The sequence below is a fragment of the Flavonifractor sp. An306 genome, assembly GCF_002159455.1.
GTDB lineage: Bacteria > Bacillota > Clostridia > Oscillospirales > Oscillospiraceae > Flavonifractor.
In genome coordinates this window covers 1-3,867 of the sequence record NZ_NFIQ01000133.1, presented here as the reverse complement: position 1 = coordinate 3,867, position 3,867 = coordinate 1, and the positions used below count along the sequence as shown (strand labels likewise).

Here is a 3,867-nt window from a genome sequence, read left to right as displayed (position 1 = left end):
CACCCTGATGCTCACTAGCGATGATACTGGTAGCTACGAGATTGTCAGAAAGAAAGATAAAATACGAAAGCACATCGAACGTATCTGTCCTCCTAATCCGTCTGATCCATTGGATATGTATAAGTTCCGGTATAGTTACAAAGATCAGTTGACGCTTAATGGCATCCTTCAGGCTACAAACCATCTAATTACCTCAAGGCCAGCACTCAAAACATCCCCATCAGGGTTAAATTTTATTTTTCCCGATGATGAGATACGACATCGCAATATTGGATTTTACTATGCTTCGATTCCCTACGTTTTGAAGTATACATTGGATCTAGTAATGAAGATGTTTGGAGAAATTGCAGAATTGAGCGATTATACCATGTTAATCAACCTGACAAATTCAACGCTCAAGAGTTTGCAAATGATTTCTGAATATGCGGACGTAAAACAACTGCTCCACTTAGATCAAATCAATGTTTTTTGTCCCAAGTGTGGACACAGGCACAATTCTGACGAGATGTGGATTCAGTTTGCATATGACCATTTTGAATGTGAGAATTGTCACAATAAAATAAACACTTACCAATTCTTGTTTGACTTTAATGAGATTACAGAAAAGTAAGGCCCCATTTACGAAAAGGGCAAGAGGTTGAGAAAACAGTATCTATAGTTTATCATCCATTGTGCGAATACCACACTTAAGAAACAGCTGTCTTTGTTAGAAAGCTATCCAAAGTCAGCCTTTTCAGTGTATCTGGATTCCACTTATTTTAAACATTCCTTCTTCTTCCTCGACGTCATCCGGATGAATGACAAAGCAAATTTCAGAAATGTTGCTTAACGCGGTGCTTTTCATCTTTTCCAACGATATGTTCAATTTATTTTCTCCGTATTGGACTGGAAATTCAAATGTTTCCAAAATTTGATTATTATCTGAATACTTAAACTCCACAAAAATCCGCTTTAATGAATTTGTAAAGTTCATTAATTCAAAGACAAATTCAGCTTGAGCATTCATATTCAAATAACGACTCAAATCCAATTTATCTACATACCGTAATACCATGCTAATAAATTTCGGATACCTCACATCCGTTTTTTCATATGGATTCATATTATAATTGACTACAAGCCCATTTTCTGTGGTGCTGATTCCAGATATGTCCTCTCGGCGCTTAAAATCAATACTGTCATCAAAATAAGTCCCTATTTTTGCTCCATCCAGTATATTCTGGTTTTTTAAAAAAATCTGATCTACCTCAAACAGAAACGAATGCAACTTCTGGTTAATTCCACTTCCGATGTTTACGCCCTTCTCTGAGGACAAATACTCCAGAAAGCTATGAATATCCGCTTCATCGCTTATAGACCCCGTCTGAATATTAGCCATTGGAGTTCCAGACAAGGCATGGCCTTTTTGAATGGGCGGAATGGCAAATGGGAAAATATAATCTTCCCCCTGACTGCTGTACCTGTTATATAAGTACGAATACGCCACCCCCAGTTCCATCATGCAGAATTTACTCTCATAGTATTCTTTGCTGATCATGGGAATAAACAAATCGCTGTTATTCAATTCATCAAAAATTGTTTGGACAAAGTTTTTTCCAACTGGAATACTCCCTTTTTCGGATGAGCAGAATACCTCAACTTCGCTGCTGACTCTCTCCAAAAATTCTGCAAACCGGAGCACAACCTCTCGATTCTTCGTCGCATGACTGATAAAAATTCTCATACAAGAACATCCTTCCTATTTTTCGTTGCGATTTTGACATGCTTTTGATAGGTTTCTATCTGTATGTTACTAATTATGGTAGCAGATTCTTGGGGAAAATCAAGCTTCTCACCTATGAAATCCAATTTCTATCTATCTAGCCCGGTAAATCAGAATTTTCCCATGCAGTTTTAGATTCAGTCAGGCTTATATAAATATATTTACATGGATATTTTCCTTTACATTGACTGCTTCAACATTTAAACTCGAAAACTGCTTTAACATCAATTCAATATATGCTATAATACTTGAGGAAGGATGTGATTACAGTGAAACAAGTCGGCAACCGGCTGCGCACCCTGCGCCACAGTCTATCGTTGTCCCAGGCAAAGCTGGCAGAGATTTTGGGCATTACTCAGTCCAGCCTTAACCGCTATGAAAACGGGCAGTCAACCCCAACAGTTGAGCTGTTCCGCAAGTACGCGGACTTCTTTGATGTTTCTATGGATTACATCTTTGCCCGCTGTGACGAACCACAAGGGAAACTGTACCACTACCAGCCCAAAGTATGGAAAAATACCACTGATATGGAGCAGTTTGTAGAAATGTGCTTTGATCCAAAGTCGCCTTACTATAATCGCATGAAGGAATCCGTTTTGCAGATGTTTTCAGAAACTACTGATGAGTAAGGGGGTGGCGATGTGAACGCAGTAATTTATGCTCGTTATTCCAGCGAGGGGCAGAGAGAGGAAAGCATTGACGGTCAGATCCGAGAGTGCATGGAATATTGTAAGCAGAACGGTATGACCGTAGTTAAGGAGTACATCGACCGTGCCCTTTCTGCCAAAACAGACAACCGCCCCGACTTCCAGCGGATGATCAAGGACAGCGCCAAGGGGCTGTTTGATGTGGTTGTGGTATGGAAGCTGGACCGTTTCGCCCGCAACCGCTACGACAGCGCCCATTATAAGGCAGCCTTGAAAAAGAACGGTGTGCGGGTGGTTTCGGCCAAAGAGAATATTGCCGATGGGCCTGAGGGCATTATCCTGGAATCCATGCTGGAAGGGATGGCAGAGTACTATTCCGCTGAGCTTTCCGTAAAGGTCATCCGTGGCCACACAGAAAATGCGCTCAAGTGCAAGTACAATGGCGGCACTCCCACATTTGGCTTTGCCATCGACGCAGACAAGCACTACCAACCGGACCCGATCACCGCCCCCATTGTGCTGGACATTTTCAAAATGTATGACACCGGCTCCACCATGAAGCAGATTGTGGATCACCTGAATGACTTGGGTGTTACAACGGTACGTGGCAAACCGGCAGACTTGAACTTTATCTCCGGGATTCTACATAATCGAAAGTACATTGGAGAATATCAGTATCGGGACATTGTCGTGCCAAATGGCATCCCTGCATTGGTCCCGACTGACCTGTTTGAGCGTGTGCAGGAGCAGATGAAGAAAAATAAAAAGGCCCCAGCCCGGCATAAGGCTGAGGACGACTACCTGCTGACAACCAAGCTATTCTGCGGTACCTGTAAGGCCATGATGGTGGGCGAAAGTGGGACAAGCGGCACCCAAGGGAGAAAATACCACTATTACCGCTGTGTCAACAGCAAAAAGAGAAAAATCTGCACGGCTAAGCACAAAAGTGTTCGGAAAGAGCCTCTGGAGCAGGCTGTGGTCAGTTCTGTCATGCGGAATATCATGGATGATGCCTTTGTGGAATATTTCGTCGATCAGGCATTAGCTTTACAGGGGCAGGAAAGCAACGAGCTGCCCTCCCTGCGTCGGCAGCTGGCGGATACCGAAAAAGCGATTGAAAATATGCTCAACGCTATCCAGGCAGGAATTTTCAATGCTTCCACCAAGCGCCGTTTGGACGAGCTGGAAGCCACCAAAGAAAAGCTAGAGCTGAGTATCATCAAGGAAGAAATGAAAAAGCCCCAGTTCACCAGAGAGCAGATTCGGTTCTACATCCTCCAATACCGTAAAGTGGACACCAATACTTTGGAGGGGCGTAGACGGCTGATTGATGGTTTTGTTAACAGCGTGGTGGTCTATGATGACTATATTCTCGTGACCTTCAACTACAAGGAGGGTGCGGAGCGGATCACCTTTGAACAGATTGAACGTTCGGATTTATCATCTCTCGGGGGACCA

General features: G+C 43.0%; 4 protein-coding genes. 3 read left to right on the top strand and 1 reads right to left on the bottom strand.

All coding sequences use genetic code 11. The features are described 5' to 3' along the window. A partial coding sequence (locus B5F88_RS21170) for a hypothetical protein (protein WP_204246269.1) occupies positions 1–610 on the top strand: 610 nt, incomplete at its 5' end. A 123-nt stretch (positions 611–733) separates the two neighbouring features. Here the strand turns inward: B5F88_RS21170 and B5F88_RS18605 are convergent. Next, the gene (locus B5F88_RS18605; RefSeq protein WP_087348953.1) at positions 734–1,723 is read right to left on the bottom strand and encodes a toll/interleukin-1 receptor domain-containing protein; all 990 of its coding nucleotides are present in this window, start codon (positions 1,721–1,723) and stop codon (positions 734–736) included. A 308-nt stretch (positions 1,724–2,031) separates the two neighbouring features. Between B5F88_RS18605 and B5F88_RS18600 the strand changes: the two genes are divergently transcribed. Both B5F88_RS18600 and B5F88_RS18595 read left to right on the top strand, forming a co-directional pair. Next, positions 2,032–2,391, top strand: a complete 360-nt coding sequence (locus tag B5F88_RS18600) for a helix-turn-helix transcriptional regulator (protein WP_087348951.1) — start codon at positions 2,032–2,034, stop codon at positions 2,389–2,391. A gap of 12 nt (positions 2,392–2,403) precedes the next feature. Next, the coding region (locus B5F88_RS18595) for a recombinase family protein (RefSeq protein WP_140402198.1) at positions 2,404–3,867 on the top strand (1,464 nt) is incomplete at its 3' end.